23 protein-coding genes are annotated in these 24,265 nt (G+C 64.6%); 11 read left to right on the forward strand and 12 right to left on the reverse strand.

The annotated features are described in order from the left end of the window. The first annotated feature begins 79 nt into the window (after window positions 1-79). The 3 genes from ACRQ5Q_RS24125 to ACRQ5Q_RS24135 all read left to right on the forward strand — a co-directional run bounded on the left by ACRQ5Q_RS24125 (window position 80) and on the right by ACRQ5Q_RS24135 (window position 2,375). Window positions 80-646, forward strand: a complete 567-nt coding sequence (locus ACRQ5Q_RS24125; RefSeq protein WP_439375141.1) for a glutathione peroxidase — start codon at window positions 80-82, stop codon at window positions 644-646. Window positions 647-811: 165 nt separating this feature from the next. Next, window positions 812-1,813: a polysaccharide deacetylase family protein gene (locus ACRQ5Q_RS24130; protein ID WP_439392527.1), complete on the forward strand. Its 1,002-nt coding sequence runs from the start codon at window positions 812-814 to the stop codon at window positions 1,811-1,813. Window positions 1,814-1,820: 7 nt separating this feature from the next. Then, entirely contained in the window at window positions 1,821-2,375 is a 555-nt protein-coding gene (locus ACRQ5Q_RS24135) for a dihydrofolate reductase (protein ID WP_439375139.1), read from the forward strand. A 123-nt stretch (window positions 2,376-2,498) separates the two neighbouring features. Here the strand turns inward: ACRQ5Q_RS24135 and ACRQ5Q_RS24140 are convergent, their stop codons facing one another. From ACRQ5Q_RS24140 to aspS, 4 genes are all read right to left on the reverse strand, one after another. Further along, window positions 2,499-2,951 (reverse strand): DoxX family membrane protein, encoded by a 453-nt coding sequence (locus ACRQ5Q_RS24140; protein WP_439375138.1) that lies wholly within the window; start codon window positions 2,949-2,951, stop codon window positions 2,499-2,501. 319 nt (window positions 2,952-3,270) lie between these two features. Continuing rightward, window positions 3,271-5,583: an NADP-dependent malic enzyme gene (locus ACRQ5Q_RS24145; RefSeq protein WP_439392528.1), complete on the reverse strand. Its 2,313-nt coding sequence runs from the start codon at window positions 5,581-5,583 to the stop codon at window positions 3,271-3,273. Between the two features lie 27 nt (window positions 5,584-5,610). After that, window positions 5,611-6,003 carry a hypothetical protein gene (locus ACRQ5Q_RS24150; protein ID WP_439392529.1) on the reverse strand — a complete coding sequence of 131 codons (393 nt, stop codon included), beginning with the start codon at window positions 6,001-6,003 and terminating at the stop codon, window positions 5,611-5,613. A 110-nt stretch (window positions 6,004-6,113) separates the two neighbouring features. After that, complete coding sequence (gene aspS / locus ACRQ5Q_RS24155) at window positions 6,114-7,886, reverse strand: aspartate--tRNA ligase (RefSeq protein ID WP_439392530.1); 1,773 nt, start codon at window positions 7,884-7,886, stop codon at window positions 6,114-6,116. A gap of 196 nt (window positions 7,887-8,082) precedes the next feature. On the opposite strand from aspS, the gene ACRQ5Q_RS24160 reads away from it, so the two are divergent. The 6 genes from ACRQ5Q_RS24160 to rnd all read left to right on the forward strand — a co-directional run bounded on the left by ACRQ5Q_RS24160 (window position 8,083) and on the right by rnd (window position 15,343). Next, window positions 8,083-9,561: a protein adenylyltransferase SelO gene (locus ACRQ5Q_RS24160; protein WP_439392531.1), complete on the forward strand. Its 1,479-nt coding sequence runs from the start codon at window positions 8,083-8,085 to the stop codon at window positions 9,559-9,561. A 211-nt stretch (window positions 9,562-9,772) separates the two neighbouring features. After that, complete coding sequence (locus tag ACRQ5Q_RS24165; protein WP_439375134.1) at window positions 9,773-10,624, forward strand: phosphodiesterase; 852 nt, start codon at window positions 9,773-9,775, stop codon at window positions 10,622-10,624. Between the two features lies 1 nt (window position 10,625). Further along, on the forward strand, window positions 10,626-11,648 hold the full coding sequence (locus tag ACRQ5Q_RS24170; RefSeq protein ID WP_439392532.1) for a carbohydrate ABC transporter permease: 1,023 nt from the start codon (window positions 10,626-10,628) through the stop codon (window positions 11,646-11,648). Beyond that, window positions 11,567-12,436, forward strand: coding sequence for a carbohydrate ABC transporter permease (locus ACRQ5Q_RS24175; RefSeq protein WP_439375132.1), 870 nt, complete (start codon window positions 11,567-11,569; stop codon window positions 12,434-12,436). Before ACRQ5Q_RS24170 ends, ACRQ5Q_RS24175 begins: the two co-directional genes overlap by 82 nt. 10 nt (window positions 12,437-12,446) lie before the next feature. Beyond that, complete coding sequence (locus ACRQ5Q_RS24180; protein WP_439392533.1) at window positions 12,447-13,781, forward strand: ABC transporter substrate-binding protein; 1,335 nt, start codon at window positions 12,447-12,449, stop codon at window positions 13,779-13,781. Window positions 13,782-14,194: 413 nt separating this feature from the next. Further along, window positions 14,195-15,343 carry a ribonuclease D gene (rnd, locus tag ACRQ5Q_RS24185; protein ID WP_080137879.1) on the forward strand — a complete coding sequence of 383 codons (1,149 nt, stop codon included), beginning with the start codon at window positions 14,195-14,197 and terminating at the stop codon, window positions 15,341-15,343. A gap of 130 nt (window positions 15,344-15,473) precedes the next feature. On the opposite strand, the gene ACRQ5Q_RS24190 is transcribed toward rnd, so the two are convergent. The 5 genes from ACRQ5Q_RS24190 to ACRQ5Q_RS24210 all read right to left on the reverse strand — a co-directional run bounded on the left by ACRQ5Q_RS24190 (window position 15,474) and on the right by ACRQ5Q_RS24210 (window position 19,054). Beyond that, window positions 15,474-16,856 carry an aspartate aminotransferase family protein gene (locus tag ACRQ5Q_RS24190; RefSeq protein WP_439392534.1) on the reverse strand — a complete coding sequence of 461 codons (1,383 nt, stop codon included), beginning with the start codon at window positions 16,854-16,856 and terminating at the stop codon, window positions 15,474-15,476. Window positions 16,857-17,046: 190 nt separating this feature from the next. Next, complete coding sequence (locus tag ACRQ5Q_RS24195; RefSeq protein WP_439375129.1) at window positions 17,047-17,217, reverse strand: hypothetical protein; 171 nt, start codon at window positions 17,215-17,217, stop codon at window positions 17,047-17,049. A 29-nt stretch (window positions 17,218-17,246) separates the two neighbouring features. Continuing rightward, window positions 17,247-17,810 carry an isochorismatase family protein gene (locus ACRQ5Q_RS24200; protein WP_439392535.1) on the reverse strand — a complete coding sequence of 188 codons (564 nt, stop codon included), beginning with the start codon at window positions 17,808-17,810 and terminating at the stop codon, window positions 17,247-17,249. Between the two features lie 25 nt (window positions 17,811-17,835). Next, on the reverse strand, window positions 17,836-18,456 hold the full coding sequence (locus ACRQ5Q_RS24205; RefSeq protein ID WP_018645421.1) for a GNAT family N-acetyltransferase: 621 nt from the start codon (window positions 18,454-18,456) through the stop codon (window positions 17,836-17,838). Then, window positions 18,443-19,054 carry a hypothetical protein gene (locus ACRQ5Q_RS24210; protein ID WP_439375127.1) on the reverse strand — a complete coding sequence of 204 codons (612 nt, stop codon included), beginning with the start codon at window positions 19,052-19,054 and terminating at the stop codon, window positions 18,443-18,445. The genes ACRQ5Q_RS24205 and ACRQ5Q_RS24210 overlap by 14 nt, the downstream gene beginning before the upstream one ends. A gap of 74 nt (window positions 19,055-19,128) precedes the next feature. On the opposite strand from ACRQ5Q_RS24210, the gene ACRQ5Q_RS24215 reads away from it, so the two are divergent. Further along, window positions 19,129-20,169 carry a LysR family transcriptional regulator gene (locus ACRQ5Q_RS24215; protein ID WP_439375126.1) on the forward strand — a complete coding sequence of 347 codons (1,041 nt, stop codon included), beginning with the start codon at window positions 19,129-19,131 and terminating at the stop codon, window positions 20,167-20,169. 18 nt (window positions 20,170-20,187) lie between these two features. Here the strand turns inward: ACRQ5Q_RS24215 and ACRQ5Q_RS24220 are convergent, their stop codons facing one another. Further along, window positions 20,188-21,417: an autotransporter outer membrane beta-barrel domain-containing protein gene (locus ACRQ5Q_RS24220; protein ID WP_439392536.1), complete on the reverse strand. Its 1,230-nt coding sequence runs from the start codon at window positions 21,415-21,417 to the stop codon at window positions 20,188-20,190. Between the two features lie 370 nt (window positions 21,418-21,787). On the opposite strand from ACRQ5Q_RS24220, the gene ACRQ5Q_RS24225 reads away from it, so the two are divergent. Beyond that, window positions 21,788-21,994 carry a cold-shock protein gene (locus ACRQ5Q_RS24225; RefSeq protein ID WP_008551638.1) on the forward strand — a complete coding sequence of 69 codons (207 nt, stop codon included), beginning with the start codon at window positions 21,788-21,790 and terminating at the stop codon, window positions 21,992-21,994. A gap of 86 nt (window positions 21,995-22,080) precedes the next feature. On the opposite strand, the gene purN is transcribed toward ACRQ5Q_RS24225, so the two are convergent. Both purN and purM read right to left on the reverse strand, forming a co-directional pair. Then, the gene (gene purN, locus ACRQ5Q_RS24230) at window positions 22,081-22,734 is read right to left on the reverse strand and encodes a phosphoribosylglycinamide formyltransferase (protein WP_439375125.1); all 654 of its coding nucleotides are present in this window, start codon (window positions 22,732-22,734) and stop codon (window positions 22,081-22,083) included. After that, complete coding sequence (gene purM, locus ACRQ5Q_RS24235; protein ID WP_439375124.1) at window positions 22,734-23,807, reverse strand: phosphoribosylformylglycinamidine cyclo-ligase; 1,074 nt, start codon at window positions 23,805-23,807, stop codon at window positions 22,734-22,736. The genes purN and purM overlap by 1 nt, the downstream gene beginning before the upstream one ends. Window positions 23,808-24,265: the final 458 nt, after the last annotated feature.

A 24,265-nucleotide genomic window follows, 5' to 3' on the forward strand; every position in this document is an offset into this window, starting at 1 on the left:
GCGCGATAACGCGGTGTTGAGCGACCCGGTCACGTCGGCGGAGTAACATGCGCCCCGGATCATTTCGGGGGACGCCGTCATGATGAACCGCAGGACAGTGCTCATCGCGGCGCTTGCAGGCGCAGCCGCGCCGGTGGCGCGCGCCTATGCCGATGCCGGCATGAGCCGGGTCTCGGCCTACGCCTTCTCCTTCCCCGCATTGGCAGGCGACGACATCCGACTCGCTGCCTTCACAGGCAGGCCACTGCTGGTGGTGAACACGGCATCGCTCTGTGGCTACACGCCGCAATATGCCGGCCTGCAGGAGCTCTGGGGCGAGTTTCGCGAGCGCGGGCTCACCGTGATCGGCGTACCCTCCAACGATTTCGGCAGCCAGGAGCCCGGCGGTACCAGTGAGATCACGGAGACCGCGCACCACCAATACGGCGTTACCTTCCCGATCGCGGCCAAGGCCGTGGTGATCGGTGCCAAGGCGCATCCGTTCTACAGATGGGCGGCCGAGGCGCGACCGCGGGAAGTTCCCCGCTGGAACTTCCACAAATACCTGATCGGCCGCGATGGCTACATCGCCGAAGTATTTCCGTCCGCGGTCGAGCCAACCGACACGCGGGTCAAAACCGCCGTCGCCAAGGCGCTGGCCAGCTGACACGACGCGAGGCCAAATCGGGTTGGGCACAATTGCGGCGGGATCCCAAACAGCCGTTGCAATGTCGAGGGCGCACCATCTAGGCTAGGGTCGTTTGGGGCGGGAAGGTTTGGCCGAGGCGAAAAGCCACGGCGGAACAACGGGATCAATCTCGAGGACAACACCATGCGCGTGGCGGCAGGACTGATTTTGGCAAGCGCGATGTCTCTAGCAATGACGGGCGGGGCGCGGTCGCAGGCGCCGGCCGCCAAGCCCACCGCGGCCCAAGCGGCAGCGCCGAACGCCGCAGCGCCCGCTGCGGCCCCGGCAGCTGCACCCGCACCGGCAGGCTTCGTCAATCCACCCCCACCGAAACAGGCGCCGCAGCCGGCGCGCGCGGCCTGCAACACGCAAGGCGCGCTCGGTGTCGCCCGTACCGTCGAGATCGACACCACCGGCGGCCCGGGCTTCGGGTTCGAGCACTTCAAGGAGCTCGACTTCCTGCGCGAGAAGGAAGTCGTGCTGACCTTCGACGACGGCCCCTGGCCGAAGAACACACCCGCCGTGCTGAAGGCGCTGGCCGATGAATGCACCACCGGCATCTTCTTCTCGATCGGCAAGCACGCGACCTACGAGCCGGAGATCCTGAAGCAGGTCTATGCGGCCGGCCACACGGTCGGCACTCATACCTGGTCGCACGCCAACCTCAACAACAAGAAGCTCACCGAAGCGCAGCGCAAGGAAGAGATCGAGAAGGGCCTCTCCGCTGTGAAGTGGGCGCTCGGCGGCATCTCACCCTCGCCGTTCTTCCGCTTCCCGGCGCTCCAGCATCCGCCAGAGATGGTCACCTATCTCGGCAACCGCAACACGGCGATCTTCTCCTGCGACATCGACTCCTTCGACTTCAAGGCCTCGAAGCCCGAAAAGGTGATCGAGACCGTGATGAAGAAGCTCGACGCCAGGGGCAAGGGCATCATCCTGATGCATGACTTCCAGAAGCACACCGCCGAAGCCCTGCCCGAGCTGCTCAAGCGCCTGAAGGCCGGCGGCTACAAGGTGGTGGCCATGCGCGCAAAATTCCCTGCATCGACGCTGCCCGAATACGACCAGGAGCTTCTCAAGGACGTCAAGCTGCCGACGGTGAGCCAGCGCCCGGTCAATTCCGTGGTGACGACCGTTTCCGAATAGCCCGAACTTGTCTTTCCGTTTCGAAGGCTACGTCATCGTCTCCGCGGACGGCATGCTCGCCGATGCGTCGCACATCATGCCCGAGACGTTGAAATTCGAAGGCGACAAGCTGTTCTTCGAGCAGGCGCTCGATCGCGCCGCGCTGATCGTGCACGGCCGGCACTCGCACGAGCAGCAGCCGAACTCGCCGAAGCGCAAGCGCCTGATCCTGACCCGCAAGATCAAGGCGCTTACCGTCGATCCGGAGATGCCGAACGCCACATTATGGAATCCGGATCACGCAAGCTTCGAGGAGGCCTGCGCCTTCGCCGACGTCGCCCCCGGCACCGTCGCGGTCATCGGCGGCCCCGTCGTGTTCGACATGTTCATGGACCGCTATGACACGTTCTGGCTCTCGGAAGCCCCTCACGTGCGGCTACCCGGCGGCGAAGGCTGTTTTGTCGGCGTGCCCGAGCGGACGCCGCATGAGGTGCTGGCCTCGCATGGAATGAAGCCAGGCGCGCCCTACCTGCTCGATGCGGCGCATGACGTGACCGTCACGCCATGGCACAGGGTGGATTAGCCCGCGGCCGTGCCCCGGTAGCGTAGTCCACCTCTCTTCTGTCCGGGGCGAGAGACAGTGCTGGGTTACGCCCAGCGACTGCGCTTCGCCGAGCCGGAAGGCTATCCTTACGAGCGCAGCCTCCTACGCGTCCCCGTAGGCCGCCTCGGCCGGACGCGTGGTGCGGCCGTAGCCGATGATCATGCAGAGTGCGCCGATGATCGCGATGTTCTTGAGCGCGTCGACCAGCATCTTGGCGTTGTCGGGCGGCACCTGGTTCCAGAAATCGTAGAACAGGACGGTTGCGACCGCGACGTAGATGATCAGCAGCATCGCAAAGAAGCGCGCGCCGAAATTCAGCGCGATCATCAGGCCTGCGATGATCTCGAGCGCGCCGATCGCGATCGCCAGCAGCTGCGGTGTCGACATCGCGGTCGCCGTCTCGACCTGCTTGGCGTAAGGCGCGACGACCTCGGGCACCACGACCTTTGCCGCGATGAAATCGGCGGTCGCCTGGATGGCAAAGAGCTTGGTGGCGCCCGTGTAGATGAACAGAACGGCGAACAGGGTCCGCCCGAAAGTCACGAACGCTGGCATGATCGGCCTCTTGGCTCAGGCTTTTTGAAATCGGAACTCGGACGAGAGCGCGAGGGATTATGATGAGTCGTGCGCCGGTTTACAAACGGGGAAATGAAGAACTACGAGCAATTCAAAAGTTGGCGGCGCGGTCCCGTCTCCCTTCTTGTGGGAGAGGGTGGCTCGCCGCGAACCGGCGAGACAGGTGAGGGGTACCCATCAGCACGGGCAACTCTCGCGATCGAGACTCGCGGAGAGAGAGCCCTCATCCGGCGCTTCGCGCGACCTTCTCCCACAAGGGGGCAAGGGTTTGCACCGCCGATGACGCTACAGCTCGCCCCTACGTAAACAGCGTCGGCTGCTGCCGTGCCGCGCGCTCCTGCGCTTCCACGACCGCAACCGCGGTCATGTTGAGGATGCCGCGCGCAGTCACCGAGGGCGTGAGGATGTGCGCCGGGCGCGCCGGGCCGACCAGGATCGGGCCGACGGGCAGCGCGTCGGCCAGCGACTTGATCATCTGATAGGCGACGTTGGCGGTGTCCAGCGTCGGCATGATCATGATGTTGGCTTCGCCCTCCAGCTTGGAGTGCGGCAACACCATGCGGCGGGCGACCGCTGAGAGCGCGGTGTCGCCCTGCATCTCGCCGTCGGCCTCGATCTCCGGATGCTTGTCCTTCAAGAGCTGCGTCGCCCGGCGCATCTTGCGCGAGGATTCGGTGTCGTAGCTGCCGAAATCCGAATGCGAGACGAAGGCGATCTTCGGCTTGATGTTGAAGCGCTGGACGTGGACCGCGGCGAGCGAAGCGATCTCGGCGAGCTCCTCCGCGCTCGGATTGGGGCGGACCTGCGTGTCGGCGATGAAGAACGCGCCCTTGCTGGTGATGAGCAGCGCCAGCGCGGCGTAATCGCTGATCCCGGGCGAGAATCCGACGATCTCGCGAACATGGCGCAGATGGCTCATGTAGCGGCCCTCCACGCCGCAGAGCATCGCATCCGCCTCCCCTCGTGTCACCGCGAGCGCCGCGATGACCGTGTTGTTGGTGCGCACCACAGTGCGGGCTGCATCCGGCGTCACGCCGCGGCGGCCGGCCACCTCGACATAGGACTGCACGTAGGAGCGATAGCGCGGATCGTCCTCGGGATTGACGAGATCGAAATCACGGCCCGCCTTGATCGACAGGCCGAAGCGCTTGATGCGCGCCTCGACCACCGAGGGACGGCCGACCAGGATCGGCCGCGCCAGCTTCTCTTCCAGCACCACTTGCGTGGCGCGCAGCACGCGCTCGTCCTCGCCTTCGGCGTAGATGACGCGGACCGGCTGGGTCTTCGCCTTGGCGAACATCGGCTTCATGACGAGGCCGGAGCGGAAGGCGAAGCGCTCGAGCAGCGCGCGATACTCGTCGAAATTGGTGATGGGGCGCGTCGCCACGCCGGACTCCATCGCCGCCTTCGCTACCGCCGGCGCAATACGAAGAATTAACCGTGGATCAAAGGGGCTGGGTATCAGCGAGCCGGGACCGAAGCCGCCCGTCTCGCCGGTGTCGAGGCTGCTCTGGGAGACGGCGTCGGACGGCGCCTCGCGCGCAAGCTGCGCGATGGCCTCGACCGCGGCGTGCTTCATCTCCTCGTTGATGGCGCTGGCGCCGACATCGAGCGCGCCACGGAAGATGAAGGGGAAGCAGAGGACGTTGTTGACCTGGTTCGGATAGTCGGAGCGGCCGGTGCAGATCATGGCGTCGGGGCGCACCTTGCGCGCCTCCTCCGGCATGATCTCCGGCGTCGGGTTGGCGAGTGCCATGATGAGCGGCTGCTCGCCCATCGCCTGCGCCATCTCCGGCTTGAGCACGCCCGGTGCCGAGAGGCCGATGAAGATGTCGGCGCCGCCGATGACGTCGCCGAGCGTGCGCTTGTCGGTCTTCTGCGCATAGACCGCCTTCCAGCGGTCCATCGAGGTGTTGCGGCCCTCGTGCACGAGGCCGTCGATGTCGCAGACCCAGATGTTCTTGCGCTGCGCGCCCATCGACACCAGCAGATTCAGCGTCGCGATCGCCGCCGCCCCTGCCCCCGATGCCACGATCTTGACGTCTGACAGCTTCTTGCCGTTCAGCCTGAGGCCGTTGGTGATGGCGGCGGCGACGATGATCGCGGTGCCGTGCTGGTCGTCATGGAAGACCGGGATCTTCATGCGCTCCTTCAGCCGCGCCTCGATCTCGAAGCATTCCGGTCCGCGGATGTCTTCCAGATTGATGCCGCCGAAGGTCGGCTCGAGCGCCGCCACCGTCTCGACCACGCGATCGATGGTGTCGGCGGCGATCTCGATGTCGAACACGTCGATGCCGGCGAATTTCTTGAACAGGACGGCCTTGCCCTCCATCACCGGCTTGGAGGCCAGCGGGCCGATATTGCCGAGGCCGAGCACCGCGGTGCCGTTGGAGACCACGGCGACCAGATTGGCGCGGGTGGTCAGCGTCGCGGCCTCGGCCGGGTTCTTGGCGATCTCGGTACAGGCCGCGGCGACGCCCGGGGAATAGGCAAGCGCAAGGTCGCGCTGGTTGGCAAGCGGCTTGCTGGCCTGGATCTCGAGCTTTCCGGGGCGCGGCAGTCGGTGATAGGCCAGCGCCGCCTGGTGGAGATCATCAGAATAGGACGACATGCGGTGTCTCGCCTCGCGTTACCGGCCTCAAAATGCACGATCCGGAGCCATCGTCCAAGCGGCGGGTATTTCCGGGTCGTGGAAACCGGATGAAGCACGGCCGAAGGCCCGGTGGCAACATCGGATTGCGCCCCCATCAACAGGGCGCGCGGTCAAATATCTGAAAATCATAGCTTTCCCTGCACCGGGCGACGTTTCGCGAATATGGCAGGTTGCGCGGTGCAAAACGAGCAACTGGAGCTCCGGGTCGCAGTCGATGCCCTCTCCAGCTTCGTCGAAACCTCGGGGCAGACGCTCACCATCAAGCTGACGCTGCTCGGCAAGGTCCCGGTGGTTCAGCTGATGGACGCCTTGAACCACGAGCCGATCGTTGCGCTGGCGCAATTCCGGATCGAGGGGTCGACCGGGTTGGAGGGACACGAGGCGCAACTCTCTCCCGTCATTGCGAGCGCAGCGAGGCAATCCACAGTCCCACCGCAGAAAGATTCTGGATTGCTTCGCTACGCTCGCAATGACGCTATGGAAACAACTCACTTCTGCGGCAGATTCACCCGCACGTGCAACTCGCGGAGCTGCTTGGGGGTGGCTTCCGAGGGCGCGCCCATCAAGAGGTCCATGGCCTGCTGGTTCATCGGGAACAGCGAGATCTCGCGCAGATTCGTGGTGCCGCAGAGCAGCATGACGATGCGGTCGACGCCGGCTGCCATGCCGCCGTGCGGCGGCGCGCCGTACTGGAAGGCGCGGTACATGCCGCCGAAGCGCTCGACCACTTCCTGCTCGCCGTAGCCGGCGATCTCGAACGCCTTCACCATCGCTTCCGGCACGTGGTTGCGGATGCCGCCCGAGGCGATCTCGTAGCCGTTGCAGGTGATGTCGTACTGGAACGCCTTGATGGTCAGCGGATCCTGGCCCTTCAGCGCTTCGAGACCACCCTGCGGCATCGAGAACGGGTTGTGTGAGAAGTCGACCTTCTTGTCGTCCTCGTTGTACTCGTACATCGGGAAGTCGACGATCCAGGCGAGCTCGAACCGCTCCTTGTCGGTGAGGTTCAATTCCTCGCCGACCTTGTTGCGGGCAAGGCCGGAGAACTTCCAGAACTTGTCGGGATCGCCGGCGACGAAGAAGGCGGCATCGCCTTCCTTCATGCCGAGCTGAGCCCGGATCGCAGCCGTGCGCTCGGGCCCGATGTTGTTGGCGAGGGGACCTGCGCCCTCGCCGCCCTCGCGCCACATGATGTAGCCGAGGCCGGGCTGACCCTCTCCTTGAGCCCACGAGTTCATGCGGTCACAGAAGGCGCGGCTGCCGCCGCCCGCGGCCGGGATCGCCCAGACCTGGTTCTTGGGGTCCTCGAGCATGCGCGCGAACACCTTGAAGCCGCTTCCGCGGAAGTGCTCGGAAACATCCTGCATCTCGATGGGGTTGCGCAGGTCCGGCTTGTCGCTGCCGTATTTGCGCAGCGCCTCGGCGAACGGAATCCGGCGCCAGCCTTTCGTCACCGGCTTGCCCTTGGCGAACTCCTCGAACACGCCGGTAATCACGGGCTCCATCGCAGCGAACACGTCTTCCTGAGTCACAAAGCTCATCTCGACGTCGAGCTGGTAGAACTCACCGGGCAGACGATCGGCGCGCGGATCCTCGTCACGGAAGCAGGGCGCGATCTGGAAGTAGCGGTCGAAGCCGGACATCATCAGCAGCTGCTTGTATTGCTGCGGCGCCTGCGGCAGCGCGTAGAACTTGCCCGGATGGATGCGCGAGGGCACCAGGAAGTCGCGCGCGCCCTCCGGCGAGGATGCGGTCAGGATCGGGGTGTTGAATTCGAAGAAGCCCTGCCCCTCCATGCGCCGACGCATCGACTTGATGATCTCGACGCGCGTCATGATGTTCTGGTGCAGTTTTTCGCGCCGCAGGTCGAGGAAGCGATATTTGAGCCTGATGTCTTCGGGATACTCCTGGTCGCCGAACACCGGCAGCGGCAGGTCGCCGGCCGGGCCCAGCACCTCGATTTCGCTGACATAGACCTCGACCTTGCCGGTCGGCAGGTCGTCATTGTCGGTACCTTCGGGGCGACGGCGGACCTTGCCGTCCATCTTGACCACGAATTCCGAGCGCAGCTTTTCGGCCATCGAGAACGCCGGCGAGTCCGGGTCCACCACGCATTGGGTCAGGCCGTAATGGTCGCGCAGGTCGATGAACAGCACGCCGCCATGGTCGCGAACGCGATGGACCCAGCCCGAGAGGCGGATGGTCTCGCCGATGTTGCTCTCGCGGAGCGCGCCGCATGTATGTGACCGGTAGCGATGCATGGTCGTCCCAAAATCAATGTCGGAGGAAGCGAATCGGACAGCCTCAAACGACCGGTCCGAAGTTGCGGCAGGGTTTACCCCGGGAGGACGGGGGCGGCAACCAAGGGAACGCCCTGTTTTGCGCCTGAGGCAACCAATTTTGGCTTATCGGGGCTGGAGCCTTTGCCGATGGCCGTTCCAGCCCTATCTTGAGGCCATGACGGTGGATTTCCCCTTCCAGAACTCCTATTCGGCGCTGCCGGATAGCTTCTTTGCCCGCGTCGCGCCGACCCCCGTGGCGGCCCCCAGGCTGATCAAGCTGAACCGGCCGCTGGCGGTCCAGCTCGGGCTCGATCCGGACCTGCTGGAGACCCCAGAAGGCGCCGAGATCCTGGCCGGCAAGACGGTTCCCGCAGGGGCCGATCCCATCGCCATGGCCTATGCCGGCCACCAGTTCGGGCAATTCGTACCCCAACTCGGCGACGGCCGCGCCATCCTGCTCGGCGAGGTCATCGACAAAGATGGCGTGCGCCGCGACATCCAGCTCAAGGGATCTGGCCCCACCCCGTTCTCCCGCCGCGGCGACGGACGCGCGGCCCTCGGGCCGGTCTTGCGCGAATACATCGTCAGCGAAGCCATGTACGCGCTGGGCATTCCGACCACGCGCTCGCTTGCCGCCGTCGTCACCGGCGAGCACGTCATCCGCGAGACCGCGCTGCCCGGCGCGGTGCTGACCCGCATCGCCTCCAGCCACATCCGCGTCGGCACCTTCCAGTTCTTCGCCGTCCGCCGCGACACCGAGGCGATCCGCCGGCTCGCCGACCACGTCATCGCCCGCCACTATCCGGAGTTGCTCCATGCCGAGCGGCCCTACCACGCCCTGCTCGCCGCTGTCGTCGCGCGGCAGGCCGAGCTCATCGCGCGCTGGCTGCTGGTCGGCTTCATCCATGGCGTGATGAACACCGATAACTCATCGATCTCGGGCGAGACCATCGACTACGGCCCCTGTGCCTTCATGGATGCCTACAATCCCGCGCAGGTGTTTTCGTCGATTGACGAGATGGGCCGCTACGCCTATGCCAACCAGCCGCGCATCGGCTTATGGAATCTGACGCGCCTCGCCGAATGCCTGCTGCCGCTGTTCTCGGACGATCAGGACAAGGCGGTCGCCGAAGCCCAGGACATTCTCGGCGCCTTCGCCGAGACATTCAGTGCCGCCTATCAGGCCGGCCTGCGCAAGAAGATAGGCCTGTTCACGGAGCGCGACGGCGACGAGGCGCTGATCCAGGACCTGCTCGATGCCATGGCCAAAAACCAGGCCGACTTCACCCTAACCTTCCGCAAGCTCGGTGACGCCGCAGGCAGTGAGACCGGCGCCGCCGACGTCCGCGCGCAGTTCATGGACCCCGCGGCCTTCGAGGACTGGGCCAACCGCTGGCGCGAGCGCATCGCGCGCGAGCCGCAGAGTGCAGCCGAGCGGCAAGCCGCCATGCACGCCGTCAATCCGATCTTCATCCCGCGCAACCACCGCGTCGAGGCCGTGATCCAGGCGGCGGTGAACAACGACGACTACGCGCCGTTCGAGGAATTGGTGAAGGTGCTGGCCAAGCCCTACGAGGACCAGCCGGACTACGCCGCCTACGCCGACCCACCGCTGCCGGCGCAGCGGGTGCTGCAGACGTTTTGCGGGACGTGAGGCGGGCTCCGCCGCGCACCACCATCTCTAATTGATCCACGGCATGGATTGCGCCTTGCGCTAGTCCCATTCCTGCGCGGCGGGCGATGTGGACACGTCCCGTCCGCGGGAATCGCCGTCATCAAACTGAAACACACGCGCTCTAACGGGCTGGCAGCGCCGTCCTGCCGGGAGGCGCCCGTCCTCTAGACAGTCCCGAACAAAGCGCGCCATGCCCTTCAAATTCATCCATATCACCGACACGCATCTCGCGAACCCCGGGCTGAAGCTCTATGGGCTCGATCCGCGCGCCCGGCTGGACGCGGCGGTTGCGGACATCAACAAGCACCAGTCCAACGCTGCGTTTGCGGTCGTGACCGGCGATCTCACCCATTGGGGCGAGGCGGAATCCTATGCCAATTTCGCCGAGGCCATGGCGGCGCTGAAAATCCCTTACATCGCCATGGTCGGCAATCACGACAAGCGCGTCGCCTGCCTCGACAGCCTGAAAGCCGCCCCGCGCGATGCCAACGGCTTCGTGCAGGGCACACGCACCACCGAGCACGGCCTGTTCGTCTTCCTCGACACGCTGGACGAGACCAGCCACGCCGGCGAAATGTGCGCAAAACGCCTCGGCTGGCTTGCCAGCACGCTCGCGTCCGCGCCAGCCGGCCAGGAGTTCGTCGTGTTCATGCATCATCCGCCCTTCCCGGTCGGCGTGCACGCCATGGACGAGATCGCGCTGAAGCAGAGCGCCGAATTCGCCGAAGTCATCGCGCCCTATCGCTCGCGCATCCGCCATCTCTTCTTCGGCCATGTGCACCGGCCGATCTTCGGCAGCTACGGCAAGATCCCGTTCTCGACGCTGCGCGGCACCAACCACCAGGTCTGGTTCGAGCTTGACGCTGCCGCGACCGAGCATCTCGCTAGCCACGAGCCGCCGGCCTATGGCGTCGTGCTGATCGACCAGGAGAAACTGGTCGTACATAGCCACGACTTCCTCGACGTCAGTCTGCGCTTCCCCTTCGAGCCACCAGCAGGAGTGGACGGCCGCGACTATGCACTCAATTTCCCGGCGCGGTGAGATGAGCCTCGCTGAACCCGCGGCTCTCCAGGTCGCGACGTCGGCGGGACCGCGTCTGCACGTCCTGAAGCGGTTCTCGAACCGCTTCAAAGCCTCGCTGCCGGCCTATCTGCTGCTGTTGCCCTCGCTGGTCTTCCTCGCGCTGTTCACCTATGGCGCGATGGGCCGCGTCGTCATCGACGCGCTCTATCAGCGCGCCACGCCCAAGGCGCCGCTGCGCTTCGTCGGTATCGACAATATCAGCGCGGTGCTCGCCGACCCCGCCTTCACCGGCGCCGTCGTCAACAATTTGATCTACGCCGTCGGCACGGCGGTGCCGAGTATCGCCCTTGCGCTGTTGTTTGCGCTGGCGCTGTCGCGCACCCATGCCGTGAACAGCGCGCTGCGCGCCGCGCTGTTCCTGCCGGTGCTGATCCCGATGGTCGCCGCGTCCGCGCTGTTCCTGTTCATCTTCCTGCCCAACGTCGGCCTGCTCGACTATTACATCGGCCGGCTGCTGGCGGTGCTACCGAACTGGCTCGGCGACCCCGACATCGCGCTCTACGCGATCATGATCATCACGATTTGGAAGAACGCCGGCTATTACATGCTGTTCTTCCTCGCAGGCCTGCAGGCCGTGCCCGAGGATGTCATGGAGGCGGCGCATCTCGACGGCGCGGGGCCTTATCAGCGGCTTCGCCACATCATCCTGCCGGAGCTCAAGCCCACCTTCCTGTTCGTCATCGCGATCCTCAACGCGGTGACGCAGGTCGACCATGTCTTCGTCATGACCCAGGGCGGGCCTTCCAACTCGACCAATCTCGTGCTGTTCTACATCTACCAGCAGGCGGTCGAGCACTACGATGTCGGCAAGGCCTCGGCGGCGACGCTGCTGACGCTCGCCGCGCTGATGGGGCTCACCGCACTGTCCTTCCGCACCATGGCGAACCGGGAGGGCGGGCCATTAAGCTGTTCACGGCGCTCTGGAAGGACGCCCCGCTCGCCACCCGCGGCGAGATCACCCCCAAGCTCGGCTTCCTGCTGACCGTGCTGCTCGCGTTCGTCTGGCTCATCCCATTCCTGTGGATGGGCGTTGCGACGCTGCGCCCGGCCTCGGACGGCATCAACGCGATGGCCGAGCTGATGCCGAGCATGAAGCCCACGCTCGACAATGTAAGGGACGCCTGGGAGATCGGCGATTTTCCGCGCTACACGCTCAACACCACGATCATCTGCAGCGGCATCCTCCTGGTACAGTTCTTCACCATCACGCTGGCCGGCTTTGCGTTCGCGCGCCTGAACTTCGCCGGGAAGACGCTGATCTTCTACCTGTTCCTGATGCAGCTGATGCTGGTGCCGGTGCTGCTGATCGTGCCGAACCTGAAGCTGGTGGCGCAGCTCGGCCTTTACGACACGCTCACCGGGGTGATGATGCCGTTCTTCGCCTCGGCGTTCGGCACCTTCCTGATGCGCCAGGCGTTCGAGGCGATCCCGACCGAGCTGGAAGACGCCGCCCTGATCGACGGCGCCAGCCTGTTCCAGCGCATGCGCCACATCTACGTGCCGCTGTCGATGCCGAGCTTCTCGGCGTTCGCCATCATCTCCGTGACCAGCCACTGGAACGACTTCCTGTGGCCGCTGATGGTGATCAATTCGCCCGACAAGCGGCCGCTCACGGTCGGCCTCTCCGTGTTCACCAAGACCGCCGAAGGCACCCAGGCCTGGGGCACCATCGCCGCGGGCACGCTCATGGTGATCGCGCCGCTGCTCGTCACCTTCCTGATCTTCCAGAAGCGCTTCATCAGTTCTTTCGTCACCTCAGGCATCAAATAGGAGATCTCCGATGCTGTTTTCCCGCAGGCTCATGCTCGGCCTCGCCATGGCAGGCTCTTTTGCCAGCGCCCTCGCCTTCCCGGCTCTCGCCGGCGAAGGCCCGAGCGAGATCGACCTGTTCTTCCCCGTCCCCGTCGACGGCAAGCTCGCCCGCGACATGGGCACGTTGATCAAGGAGTTCAACGAGACCCATCCCGACGTCAAGGCGACCGCCGTCTACACCGGCTCCTATGACGACACGCTGATCAAGACGCGCGCATCGATCAAGGCCGGCAAGCCGCCGGCCGCCGTGATCATGTCGGCGAACTTCCTGCTGGACATGCAGATCGAGAACGAGCTCACCAATCTCGACGGCCTGATCGCCGCCGACGGCATCACCAAGGACCAGTTCCTCGGTCAGTTTTTCCCGGCACTGCAGGGCAACGCGGTGATCAACCGCTCGGTCTACGGCGTGCCGTTCCACAACTCGACACCGCTGCTCTACATCAACGCCGACAAGGCCAAGGAAGCCGGCCTCGATCCGAGCAAGCCGCCGCAAACCTGGGCCGAGCTCACCGACTGGGCCAAGAAGCTCACCAAGCGCGAGGGTGACAAGGTGATCCAATGGGGCATCGCGATCCCCTGCGCCTACGACTATTGCGGCTGGATGATGGAAACGCTCACCATGAGCAATGGCGGGCGCTACTACAACGAGGAGTTCGGCGGCGAGGTCTATTACGACACGCCCTCGATGCTGGGCGCGCTGACCTGGTGGAATGATCTCATCGCTAAGCACAAGGTGCATCCGCCCGGCGCCACGCCCGGTCCGGCCGTCAGCACCTCCTTCATCTCCGGCAATGCCGCGATGATGATGCTGTCGACGGGCTCGCTGACCTATGTGCGCGACAACGCCAAGTTCGCCTACAAGGTCGCCTTCATCCCGCGCAATGTCCGCAACGCCGTGCCGATCGGCGGCGCCTCGCTGATCATGCCGGCCGGGCTCGAGGCCGACAAGCAGAAGGCCGCCTGGACGCTGATCAAGTGGATGACCTCGCCCGAGAAGAGCGGCTGGTGGAGCCGCGCCACCGGCTATTTCGCGCCCAACATCGCCGCCTACAAGACGCCTGAGATGGTCGACTTCCTGGCCAAGAACCCGGACGCCAAGACCGCGGTCGAGCAGCTCGACGTAGCAAAGCCGTGGTTTGCGACCTACAAGACCGTCCCCGTCCGCAAGAACCTCGAGGACGAGGTGATGCTGGTCCTCAACGGCAAGAAGCAGCCGAAGGAGGCCCTCGCCGCCGCCCAGAAGGCTGCCGACGAGACGCTGAAGCCGTACAACGCGGAGACCTCGCTGAAACTGCCGTAAGGCCGGCAGTTCATCGCACGACCATCGTTCGGCGCTCCGCAACCGGGCGCCGAAATCGTTTTGGGGCGCCCAATCCCATTAACCTCGCGTCCACCATCCGACCGCGCCTGCCGCCGGTAACCATTGGAATTAACAGACCATCAACGCACCCCCGACAAATCTACCAATGTTTCTGGAGATTTCGCCGTGGATCTGTTGGTTTTCGAGTTCCTGGGACTGGCTCTTGTCGCCATGTGCGTGTTGGTGGTGGCGCTGCCCTGCGCCCGGAAATCCTCGCAGCGGGTGCGTTACGAATAGGAATTTCGTCGGAAAGCGGCGATTCCGGGCCGGTGCAAGGCTCGAATTCGCTTAGAGCCCCTTGACATCACAGCACTTTCGGCAGAACGGCTGATATCAAGTGTCATGGGCCGTTCATGGATTTGATTACCACCACCGCTGACCTCGCGGCTGCCTGCAGCCGGCTGGCCAAGCACCCCGTCATTACCGTCGATACCGAGTTCCTGCGCGAAACCACCTATTACCCGCTGCTATGCGTGGTGCAGATGGCCAGCGCCGAGGAAGCCGTGGTCATTGACGCCCTCGCCCCGGGCATCGACCTCAAGCCGTTCTTCGAGCTGATGGCCAATGAGGGCGTGCTGAAGGTCTTCCACGCCGCCCGGCAGGACATCGAGATCATCTGGCATCAGGCCAACATCATCCCGCACCCGGTGTTCGACACCCAGGTCGCCGCCATGGTGCTCGGCTACGGCGACAGCATCGCCTACGACCAGCTGGTCGAGAAGGTCACCGGCCACCGTCCGGACAAGACCCACCGCTTCACCGACTGGTCGCGCCGGCCGCTGACCAAGGAGCAGATGCACTACGCGGTCTCCGACGTCACCCATCTGCGCGACGTCTTCGCCGCGCTCGATGCCGACCTGAAGAAGCGCCGCCGCAGCGAATGGGTCTCGATCGAGATGGAGATCCTGACCTCGCCGAGGACCTACGACTTCCATCCCGAGCGCGCGTGGGAGCGGCTGAAGACGCGCGTGCGCAAGCCGAAGGACCTCGCCGTCCTGATGGAGGTTGCGGCCTGGCGCGAGCAGGAGGCACAGAGCCGCGACGTGCCGCGCGGCCGCGTACTGCGCGACGAGGCGATCACCGACATCGCCACTCACGCCCCGAACACGCTGGAGAAGCTCGCCCATCTGCGCTCGGTGCCGAAAGGCTTCGAGAAGTCGAAATGGGGCGCGGACATCGTCGCCGCGGTCGAGCGAGGGCTGGCGCGGGATTTCTCGACGCTGCCGAAGCTGGAGAAGCCCCGCAACAATTCCAACGGCGCGGCCATCGTCGAGCTGTTGAAGGTGCTGCTGCGCATGACCGCCGAGCGCCATGCGGTCGCGAGCAAGGTGATCGCGACGGTCGACGACTTGGAGGAGATCGCAGCCGACGATGCCGCCGACGTCCCCGCCTTGCGCGGCTGGCGCCGCGAGCTGTTCGGCGAGGCCGCCCTGAAGCTCAAGCGCGGCGAGCTGGCGCTGGCCATCGAGAAAGGCCGCGTGATCGGGGTTCAGCGGGCGTAAGCGGCCGCTCCGCCCTCCCCATCGTCATTGCGAGGAGCTCTTGCGACGAAGCAATCCAGACTGTTTCCGAGGAGGAATTCTGGATTGCTCCGCTACGCTCGCAATGACGGATTTGATGCAGCAGCGTGCCCTACGCCGGCGTCAGCTTCGCCACTTCGCCCTTCATGTCGTTCAGCACGCCCGCGATCGCGGCGACCAGATCGTCTATCTGGGCCTTGGTCGTGATCAGCGGCGGGCAGATGGCGATGGCGTCCAGCATGTTGCGCGAGATCACGCCGCGCTCCTGCAGCATGCGGCTGGCGATGCCGCCGACGGCACCGGGGGTCGCCGCGGCGGTCTTGCGGGTCTTGTCGAGCACGAGCTCGAGCGCTGCGATCATGCCGACGCCACGGACCTCGCCGACCAGCGGATGGCTGGTGAGCTCGCGCAGCTTGCCTTGCATGTAAGCGCCGAGCTCGGCGGCATGCGCGACCAGGCCGCGCTCCTCGATGATCTTGAGGTTCTCGAGTGCGATCGCCGAGCCGACGGGATGGCCGCCCCCGGTGAAACCATGGCCGAGCACGCCGATCTTGTTGCTCTCGTCCGCGATCGGCTCGAACATGCGGTCATTCAGGATGACCGCCGACAGCGGGAAATAGCTCGAGGTGATCTGCTTTGAGACCACCATCGCGTCGGGCTTGATGCCGTAGGTCTCGCAGCCGAACATCTTGCCGGTGCGGCCGAAGCCGCAGATCACCTCGTCGGCGACCAAGAGGATATCGTACTTCTTGAGAACCGCCTGGATCTTGTCCCAATAGGTCGCCGGCGGCACGATGACGCCGCCCGCGCCCATCACCGGCTCGCCGAAGAAGGCCGCGATCGTATCCGGCCCTTCCTTCTGGATCAGGGCGTCGAGCTCCTCGGCGCGGCGTGTGGCGAAGGCTTCCTCGCTCTCGCCGGGCGCCCCGTCCTTGTAGAAATGCGGCGATCCCGTGTGCAGGATGTTCGGCAGCGGCAGATCGAACGAGCGATGGTTGTTCGGAAGACCGGTGAGGCTGGCGGATGCGATGGTGACGCCATGATAGGCACGCAGGCGGCTGATCACCTTCTTGCGCTGGGGCTGACCGAGCGCATTGGAGCGATAGGCGATCAGCTTCAGCACGGTGTCGTTGGCTTCCGAGCCGGAATTGGTGAAGAACACCTTGCTCATCGTGGCAGGCGCGAGCGCCACCAGCTTCTCGGCGAGGTCGATCGAGGGTCCGTGCGATTTGGCGGAGAACGTGTGATAGAACGGCAGCGCCTGCATCTGCTTGTGCGCCGCCTCGACCAGACGCTTCTCGTTGAAGCCGAGCCCGACGCTCCACAGGCCCGCCATCGCCTCGAAATAGCGCTTGCCCGCCGCATCGAACACGTAAGGCCCCTCGCCGCGCTCGATCACCAGAGGACCGGCCTGCTGATGGGTGCGCGCGTTGGTGTAGGGATGGAGCTGGTAGGCTACGTCCCGGGCCTGTTGCGAATTGGGCAGCATGGACATTTGCGAAATCCTTCGAATAGTCGCGTCGCCGGGCGCGGCCAGCTTCGTCACGTGATGATCCAATTACTTGGCTATTGCGCCGAGGCAAAACTTGCAACGCCAATTCGTCGGCAGCAAGCGCTCAGCAGCGTTGCAGAAAGCCGCACACCGCCAGCTTGCAGACTTGGTAGCTTGCAGAGCTTGCCAGTTCTCATGCCGCGCCGTCGTCATCGCCATCGTCGGCGGCGGCAGCGGCCTCCCTCACCTCGACGAGCGCCATCGAAAGCAGGTAGACCGTCGTGGGCAAGCCGATGCGGCGCGCCCTCTCGGTTGCGCGCGATAGCTCGCTCGCCAGCTCCTTGAGCTCTTCTCCCCGTGACAATGTCCCACCCACCCGCCGATCGCAGCCGCCTACGCCGCAAGGGCGCCGCTGGTTTTAATCAGTTCGGCGCTGGATTGGATTGTAGCAAAATTTCCGACAACATTCACTACCGCTTGCTTGTAGGCAGCGGCATCGCCCATTCCCGGTTGTCGGCAGGCCACGGCATCGGCGACTACCTGGTAGTGATGGCTGCGGTGAAACCCCTCGACGGCAGTGGCCAGGATGGTCTCCTCGAGCGAGAAGCCGATCAGCACGCAGCGCCCATTGCGGATATTGGACTTGTAATCCACGAACCGCGACGAGCTGTAGGCCGAGGGCAGCGGATGTTCGAACGTCATCTCGCCGGGCCGCGGCTTCGCCTCAGCGATCCAATCGGTCAGCCTCGATGCCGGATTGAACCAGGCGGCTTGGGCAATGCGCTTCAAATGCATCACGGGCCAGAGCTTGTCCCGCCAGAGCGTCAGGAGTTCCAGACAGCGCATGGTGGCGGCCTCGCCGTCGAGGATCACGTGGCGCCGCCCGGGGGTCAGATACTCGACCTGGAGATCCGCACAGATCAGGATCGGCGGGTCGGCGGTGATGGAAGCCAGCATTGTCTTGCGTTTGGCTGCACCAGTTTCAGCGATCGGCGAGTGCGAGGTCCCGCAGCGGCGAGGTCACCGCCCGCCCCGCCGAGGCGTCGAGCACGCCCGGCCGATCCCAATCGCCCTCGGGACGGATGATCACGTAAGGATCGCTGTCCAGCGTGATGGCGTCCGGCCCGGGCTCGATCTCGAGCAGCATCTCTGTGTAGGAGAAATCCGAGAAGGTGATCTTGCGGTTGTGGCCGAGCGGCTTCGCGCCGAAATGGGCCCAGAAGTCGACGAGCCGGTCCTGCGCCTGGCCGTAGATCTTGCGAAAGCCCTTGCGCTTCACATAGTCGACGCTCGCCTGCACCAGCTTGAAGGAGACGCGCGAACGCCGATATTGGTGCCGGACCGCGAGCCGCTCGACCTTGGCGAAATCGCCGAAGAAGCGCACCCGCAGGCAGCCCGCGGGCTCGTTGCCGACATAGCCGATGAAATGCGCGGCGACCATGTCGTTGCCGTCGAACTCCTCCTCGAACGGACAATCCTGCTCGGCAAGATAGACCGCCGAGCGAATGGCGGTGACCAGCATGAGATCGCTGGGATCGCGCGCGAGGCGGATGGTGATGGCGCGGGAGTCGGGCTTGGCGAGAGGAATCCTAGTGCCGTGCATCTGCAAAACTCCTTGCTTGGATGATCGCACCCGGCATGCGCATCGGCTGCCGATGCCACGGGCGTTCGTAGCACCACAGGTCAGGTTGAAAGCTCGGAACCGGCTCGAATCCGGTCGCCTTCATGATGTCGCGTCCGGCCACGGTTGACGGCTGCGCATAGCAATCCGCGCCGCGAAATCTTACCTGTCGCAGATGAGCCGCGGCCTTGCCGAGTCCCGCGATGCCGCGCCCCGTCGCAGCGATCGCCCAGATATAGATGGCAGCAACGTCTTCCCTTGCGGAAGCGAGATAGTGCGTTTCGGGCGCGTTGAGGCAGATCTCGTCGAGCAGCAGCGCATCGTGTCCGCGGTCGTTGAGAAACAGGAAAGCCATGCCGCCGAGCAGGCGGCCCTTCCGGCTGAATGTCAGGATGCTCTGGGGATCGAACGTGTGATATTTCGCAAGCTCCGCCGTCCCGATCTGCACACCCGGCACGAGCCGGTGCGCCATTTCCGAAAGCGCCGCAATTTCGGAAAATTGCGCGCAGCGGACGTCGACCTCGGGACTGAGCGGCAGCGCGTCGAAATCATGCCTTGCGGCAAACGAGCCTCTTTCCATAGCCGGATCGTCCCTCTATCGTTTGCGGCTTTCATGCCCCGCTATGACGAGCTTAGCGGTTGGGGATCAGGAGTATGCATCAGTTATTGCACCGGGGTGCTGCGATGATGCAGCACCGTGACGAAGCCCTGGGCGCGTCCTGGGACGATTTGAAGCTGTTTTTAGCTTGCGCAAAATATAAAAGTTTCCGCAACGCCGCCGAAGAGCTCGGCCTCACCTCGACGACGCTGATGCGCCGGATCGATCGTCTGGAAGAGAGCATCGGCTGCAAGCTGTTCCTGCGCGACCAGAGCGGGCTCACGCTCAGCGACGAAGGCACTGCGATGATTGCCGACGTTGCGCATATGGAGCGTCACGCCTTCAACGTCTTCCGCCGCGCCTCGCGCTCGTCGAACGATACGTCGGGCACCGTGCGCGTTGCGGTGACGGAAGGTCCGGGCAATTTCTGGATCCTGCCGCGGCTGATCGATTTCCAGAAGACCTATCGCAAGATCACCGTGGACCTGCGCTGCGCGATGGAGCAAGCCGACGTCGCGCGCCTGGAATCAGACATCGCGATCCAGCTCGAGCCACCGACCAATCCCGATCTGATCGTTGCCAAGCTCGGCCGAATGCACATCTATCCTTTCGTCTCCAGGGAATACGAGAAACTGTACGGCCTGCCGGCGACGCTAGCCGATCTGCAGGACCATCGCATCATCAAGCAGAATGCGCCCCAGGTCGACGACAGCGCCTATGCCCGCGTGCTCGGGCTGAAATCGCTCGAGGGTATCGTCGGCATCAAGACCAATTCCTCCGTCGGCGTTCTCTATGCGGTGGAGCGCGGCGCCGGCATCGGCTTCCTGCCGACCGTGTCGATCGCGCTCGGCGCACCGCTCGTTGCCGTGGATCTCGGCGTCAGCCATCACGCCGATCTCTGGCTCACCTATCACAGGGAGTTTCGCGCCTCCGAGCGCCACAAGATCGTGGTCGACTGGTTGAAGAAGATCTTCGATCCCAGGACCTATCCCTGCTTCCGCGACGAGTTCATCCATCCGAACGCGCTGGTGCCGATGATGACGGCCGCGCGCGAAGGTTTCGGATTGACGGGTTACGTCGCGGCGACGCCGGCTTAAGGCAAAGGCGAGCTCAGCTCACCACCTGGATTCGAAGCCGACCGTGCCCTGGTGCGAGGTGAGCTCCTTGCGGAACTTGCCGTCGTAGTTGATGTAGAGTCGCGCCGTGTTGGTCAGGCTGAGCGAGGCCGAGCCACCCGTGTCCATGCCGTAACGGCTCTCGCCAATGCCGGGCACGACGATGCTCTGGGTCCCGAGGCTGACCTGCACCGATCCCAGGTTCTGGTAGAAATTGTCGACGAACTTGCCGTAGGCCGACAGGTCCAGGAGCTTCTGGTCGAAAATGAAATATCGCCCGATCTCCGCCCCGATCATCACGCGTGCGCGCGAGAGCGCCGTCGAGCCCACATTGAGCGGATCGAGCCCGCCGGCCTCCTGGAACGCTGCGCTGGTGGCGCGTACATATTCCAGCGCTCCTTTGGGCACGATGCGCATCTGATCCCTGGTCCAGTAGTAACTGACCTCGGTCAGCGCGCCGTCGACCGCGGCGCGATAACCGGCGGTGGCAAGGCCGAAGCCGGTATCGCGGCTGGAATGGACCCTGCCGAAACCATGTACCACCGCGAATGCCCAGGTCCACGGGCCCTTGTCGACCGAGCCGTTGAAGCCGAGTTGGGTTAGGTCGAGCGTTGCCGACTGCAGCGCGAGCGGCACGTCGATGTCGGTGTGGCTCTGATCGATGGAGAAGCCGATGTTGACCCCCGGCGCAATCCGCGCGCCGAAGCCGGCGACACCGCCAAAGGTTTTGCGCTTGTCGCCGACGAAGTCGCCTTGGGCCTCGGTGCGGACCGAGACGCCGTAGCCCTCCAACCAGGTGCGGTAGCGGGGATCTTCCGTGCTTGCGGACGCGCCGCCTCCGCCGGGATTGGTCCGGAACGACCGGTTGAAACCACTGGAGGCCTGGTTGCCCAGCCGCTCCAGAAATCCCGAACCGGAATTGAGCATGCTGTTGCCGGCCGACTGATTGTAATTGGTCGAGGTGGGCATCGGGACCGGGGCCGGCGACGGCGTGGGCGTCGGCGTGGGTGTCGCGGTCGGGGTCGGCGTGGGGGTCGCGGTCGGCGTCGGCGTCGGGGTCGGGGTCGGCGTGGGCGTCGGAGTTTGCGCGAGGACGGAGGCCGCCGCCCACATTGTCACGACCAGCGTGACCGCCACGGCCGCAAGGGCTTTGGCAATCGCTGCCGCGATCCCCCGGACCCGGTCCAGCCCGATCTGCCGTATCCCGGTGGGCCGCGAGGTGCAGCGCATGACGACTAATCCCGAAGTAAAGGGCGTCCGCAAAAATGCAACACGAGCGGCTCGCGTGTGCGGCGATTTGTGCCGAACTGCCACGGAGGGTCAACCTGTTGGCACGCCGTTACCGAGCCTATTGCCTCGATTGTGGTTCCGCGGCCACAGGTCGCAAATAGCAGACAACGGCACCCGCCCCGCTCTTGAAAATCGCGCGCGGCTTGCTAACGCGCGATTTTCATGTTGCAATATCCGACACAATCGGAATTGGCCGCTCGGCTGTGCGTTTCGCGACGATGAGACTCGAACAGACTTCCGGAAGCCCGTTTGTGGCGTGGCACGCGAAAAGCGGCCGCGTCTTTTTTCTATCTAGTGGAGGAGACTGAGGATGCCGCAAAAGGGCACCGTCAAATGGTTCAACCCGACCAAGGGCTATGGGTTCATCAAGCCGAATGGTGGCGACAAGGACGTGTTCGTCCACATCTCCGCCGTCGAGCGCGCCGGACTCTCGACCCTCAACGAGAACCAGGTGGTTGAATACGACCTCGTGGAGAATCGCGGCAAATCATCCGCGGAGAACCTCAAGGTCTCCTGACTTCTCTCACCACGCGCGAGAGATCATGACGTTGCCCCCGGCTCTGCCGGGGGATTTTGTTTGGGGAGACGAAACGCAAATGCGCTTCAGCTCACCACCGGCGCAACCAGAAAATTCTCCGTCGCAGAGCTGCCCGCGGTCTTGCAGACATCGCCCTCGATCCGGACCTTGCCGGTCGCGAGCAGCCGCAGCGACTCGGGATAGATGCGGTGCTCGACTTCAAGGATGCGCTCCGACAGCGTGTCCGCGGTGTCGTGGTCGCCGACGGGAACCGCGCCCTGCATCACGATCGGGCCGGCATCGGTCTCGGGGATCACGAAGTGCACCGTCGCGCCCGACAGCTTCACGCCGGCGCGCAGGGCCTGGCCGTGCGGGTCGAGGCCGGGGAACGACGGCAGCAGCGAGGGATGGATGTTGAGCAACCGCCCGTACCAGGCTTTGGTGAACTCGGCCGTGAACAGGCGCATGAAGCCGGCGAGGCAGATCAGCTCGATGCCGTGCTGGTCGAGGGCGGCCTGCAGCACCTTCTCGAACCCGGCGCGGTCCTTGCCGAACGGCTTGCTCTCGATCACCAGCGTGTTGACCCCGCTCGCCTTGGCCCGTTCGAGCCCGGGCGCATCGGCCTTGTTCGAGATGACGAGCGAAATCTCCGCCGGGAAATCCGCGCCAGCGGCTGCCTTGATCAGCGCGGCCATGTTGGAGCCGCGGCCGGAGATCAGGATGGCGACGCGGCGCTTCATCACAGCGCCAGATCGAGGTGACCGTTATAGACGACGCGATGCTCGCCCTCGGCCGGAATCACGGTGCCGAGCCGCGCCACGGTCTCGCCGGCGTCCGTGAACACCTGGATCACCTTGTCGACCTTGTCGGGGTCGACGATCGCGATCATGCCGATGCCGCAGTTGAAGGTCCGCAGCATCTCCAACTCGGCAATGCCGGCCTGCGCCGCCAGCCATTTGAACACCGGGAGCACCGGCAGCCGCGCGAGGTCAATGCCGACGCCGAGATTCTGCGGCAGCACGCGCGGAATATTGTCGGTGAAGCCGCCGCCCGTGATATGGGCGAGCCCCTTCACCGCGCCGGTCTCGCGGATCGCCCGCAGGCACGATTTGACGTAGAGCTTGGTCGGCGTCAGCAGCGCGCCGCCGAGCGTCATGACGGGCGCGAACGGCGCCTGGGCCTCGAAGCCGATGCCGGATTGTTCCACGATCTTGCGCACGAGTGAGAAGCCGTTCGAGTGCACCCCCGACGACGCGAGGCCGATCACGGCGTCACCCGCGGCGATATCCTTGCGCGGCAACAAGGTACCGCGCTCAGCGGCGCCGACGGCAAAGCCGCCGAGGTCGTAATCGCCGTCCTTGTAGAGGCCGGGCATCTCGGCCGTCTCGCCGCCGATCAGGGCGCAGCCGGATTCGCGGCAGCCTTCGGCAACGCCCGCGACGATCGCGGCCGTGGCCTCCGGGTCGAGCTTGCCGCAGGCGAAATAGTCGAGGAAGAACAGCGGCTCGGCGCCCTGCACCACGAGATCGTTGACGCTCATGGCCACGAGGTCGATGCCGATCCCGCCGTGCAGGCCGGTCTCGATCGCGATCTTCACCTTGGTTCCGACGCCATCGGTGGCGGCAACCAGGACAGGGTCTTTGAAGCCGGCGGCCTTGAGATCGAACAGGCCGCCGAAGCCGCCGATCTCGGCATCCGCGCCCGGCCGCGCGGTGGCGCGCACCATGGGCTTGATCAGGTCGACCAGGCGGTTGCCCGCGTCGATATCGACGCCTGAATCGGCGTAAGTGAGGCCGTTTTTGCGGTCGGTCATGCCCGATTTCCAGTGGGTTTGCGGCTGGTTACGTCGAATTCCGGGGACGCGCAATGGCTCGCAAGGCGCTCCTCCCTATACTATGTAGACATATCAACCGGTTCAGCCTCCGACGGGCCGGATTTGAGGTGAGACCGGTGCCGGGAAGCGCTGCGTGAGTATTCCGAAGATTGTTTCCGGAATACAAACAAGCTTATGCAATTGCTTGTTTTTACGCGAATATGTATCTCGTATGTATGCCGCTAGCTACAAATTTGGGGCGCTCTTTTGGGCGCGATTTCGGCGCGCGCCCCGCAAACTAGGACCGAAAACTGCACGTTCCGCGTGTTAGGTGGAACCAGGCTGAGGGGGCTAAAATGGGATCTGAAAGTGCCGAAGACATCAACGCGCCGCCGTTGAGCGACGAAGAAATCCGGCGTGGCGCGCGCCAATGGCTAATCAACACGAGCGTTTTAGCC

This window comes from Bradyrhizobium sp. PMVTL-01 (assembly GCF_051861855.1).
Taxonomy (GTDB): Bacteria; Pseudomonadota; Alphaproteobacteria; order Rhizobiales; family Xanthobacteraceae; genus Bradyrhizobium.

Coding starts and splice junctions, on each gene's coding strand:
- ACRQ5Q_RS24125 (WP_439375141.1), top strand. CDS start 80: ATGATGAACCGCAGGACAGTGCTCATCGCGGCGCTTGCAGGCGCAGCC.
- ACRQ5Q_RS24215 (WP_439375126.1), top strand. CDS start 19,129: ATGCATCAGTTATTGCACCGGGGTGCTGCGATGATGCAGCACCGTGAC.
- ACRQ5Q_RS24225 (WP_008551638.1), top strand. CDS start 21,788: ATGCCGCAAAAGGGCACCGTCAAATGGTTCAACCCGACCAAGGGCTAT.
- ACRQ5Q_RS24140 (WP_439375138.1), bottom strand. CDS start 2,951: ATGCCAGCGTTCGTGACTTTCGGGCGGACCCTGTTCGCCGTTCTGTTC.
- ACRQ5Q_RS24160 (WP_439392531.1), top strand. CDS start 8,083: ATGACGGTGGATTTCCCCTTCCAGAACTCCTATTCGGCGCTGCCGGAT.
- ACRQ5Q_RS24130 (WP_439392527.1), top strand. CDS start 812: ATGCGCGTGGCGGCAGGACTGATTTTGGCAAGCGCGATGTCTCTAGCA.
- ACRQ5Q_RS24205 (WP_018645421.1), bottom strand. CDS start 18,456: ATGCACGGCACTAGGATTCCTCTCGCCAAGCCCGACTCCCGCGCCATC.
- purM (WP_439375124.1), bottom strand. CDS start 23,807: ATGACCGACCGCAAAAACGGCCTCACTTACGCCGATTCAGGCGTCGAT.
- ACRQ5Q_RS24220 (WP_439392536.1), bottom strand. CDS start 21,417: ATGCGCTGCACCTCGCGGCCCACCGGGATACGGCAGATCGGGCTGGAC.
- rnd (WP_080137879.1), top strand. CDS start 14,195: ATGGATTTGATTACCACCACCGCTGACCTCGCGGCTGCCTGCAGCCGG.
- ACRQ5Q_RS24190 (WP_439392534.1), bottom strand. CDS start 16,856: ATGTCCATGCTGCCCAATTCGCAACAGGCCCGGGACGTAGCCTACCAG.
- ACRQ5Q_RS24210 (WP_439375127.1), bottom strand. CDS start 19,054: ATGGAAAGAGGCTCGTTTGCCGCAAGGCATGATTTCGACGCGCTGCCG.
- ACRQ5Q_RS24180 (WP_439392533.1), top strand. CDS start 12,447: ATGCTGTTTTCCCGCAGGCTCATGCTCGGCCTCGCCATGGCAGGCTCT.
- ACRQ5Q_RS24165 (WP_439375134.1), top strand. CDS start 9,773: ATGCCCTTCAAATTCATCCATATCACCGACACGCATCTCGCGAACCCC.
- purN (WP_439375125.1), bottom strand. CDS start 22,734: ATGAAGCGCCGCGTCGCCATCCTGATCTCCGGCCGCGGCTCCAACATG.
- ACRQ5Q_RS24170 (WP_439392532.1), top strand. CDS start 10,626: ATGAGCCTCGCTGAACCCGCGGCTCTCCAGGTCGCGACGTCGGCGGGA.
- aspS (WP_439392530.1), bottom strand. CDS start 7,886: ATGCATCGCTACCGGTCACATACATGCGGCGCGCTCCGCGAGAGCAAC.
- ACRQ5Q_RS24200 (WP_439392535.1), bottom strand. CDS start 17,810: ATGCTGGCTTCCATCACCGCCGACCCGCCGATCCTGATCTGTGCGGAT.
- ACRQ5Q_RS24145 (WP_439392528.1), bottom strand. CDS start 5,583: ATGTCGTCCTATTCTGATGATCTCCACCAGGCGGCGCTGGCCTATCAC.